This window comes from Arthrobacter sp. SAFR-044 (assembly GCF_059414985.1).
In genome coordinates this window covers 1-1,014 of record NZ_JBPFDN010000035.1, presented here as the reverse complement: position 1 = coordinate 1,014, position 1,014 = coordinate 1, and the positions used below count along the sequence as shown (strand labels likewise).

The 1,014-nt window shown below is 58.6% G+C and carries 3 protein-coding genes; all 3 read right to left on the bottom strand.

Features of this window, described 5'->3' with window-relative positions:
* Window positions 1–98: 98 nt before the first annotated feature.
* On the bottom strand, window positions 99–233 hold the full coding sequence (locus ACR65J_RS21015) for an RNA polymerase sigma factor (RefSeq protein WP_440172737.1): 135 nt from the start codon (window positions 231–233) through the stop codon (window positions 99–101).
* Window positions 234–367: 134 nt separating this feature from the next.
* Complete coding sequence (locus ACR65J_RS21010) at window positions 368–496, bottom strand: hypothetical protein (protein ID WP_440172735.1); 129 nt, start codon at window positions 494–496, stop codon at window positions 368–370.
* Window positions 497–722: 226 nt separating this feature from the next.
* Window positions 723–1,014, bottom strand: a 292-nt coding sequence (locus tag ACR65J_RS21005) for an SHOCT domain-containing protein (RefSeq protein ID WP_440172733.1), incomplete at its 5' end; no start/stop codon positions are given.

The following is a 1,014-nucleotide window of genomic DNA, read 5'->3' as shown; positions in this document are numbered from 1 at the left end:
CAAACACACACAGGTCGACTCGCTGCCCTCGACAAGACCAGAAAATACGGCAGAATAACCAGCGTCAAAGTGGCTCAGTTTTCAGCCCGCGAAATGGCTCACTTTTCGACCATCGCTGACAGGCTTTCGAACGCCACCAGGAAGGTTTGCGCCATGACGTCGTCAGCAACGGATTCACCTGCCCTGGTCGCCGCGTACCTGTGCACCGAACGGCAGTACTTGTCGTACAGCACGGCGAATGCCTGGGATCCTCGCGGGATCTATGTATTAGTTCACTGTCGGTCGTCACAAGATGTATTGCCCCATGAGAGAAAAGAGTTCACGGAAGCTTAGCTGTGGGGTGGTCGGGGCTCCGCCCGCGCAGCGTCTATGCGGCGGCGGAGATGTTCGTATGGACAACCCCGACGCTGAAAAATTGTTTGGAGAAGAGCGCCAGTCCCTTCCCGTCCAGATCGACCAACAATTGGAAGGCCGCATTCCCCAGCTCGCCATGCATGAGCTCCCCTGCTGGGGCTGTTAATCCTGGTCCTGCTGGGCACAGCTGCCATTACAACCATCGGGATCGCTCAGCTTCGTAAAACGAAGACGGTCCCAATCTCCCGTTAACCGATCCTTTACCGGGCGCCTGCCCCACGTTCGCCTGGATGCGAGTCGTTCATGCCCGCGGTTATGGTTTGTGCAGAGCGATTCACGTTGGGCTGCGGCCCATCGCCCTGAGCTAATCAGCCTCCGAGAAGGTGGCGCTTTGCGAGGCTGAACTCCTCATCGGAAAGAGCCCCTTTCGCATGGAGCTCTGTAAGCAGGGAAAGTTCCGACGCCAAGGACCTGTTGTGGCGCAGCTTGCCGACCATTACCTGATGCCCGCCGGCGCGGGCTGCGGGCGGTGCTGGCTCCAGTCTCTGCCGCCGTGATGAGTTGTTGAAGGTGTGCGCGATTATGTTAGCGGCCATGAAAAACTGCCCATAGGCGGCCACGAAAATGCCCACTGACGGCCAGTAGAACTGCCCAGCGGTG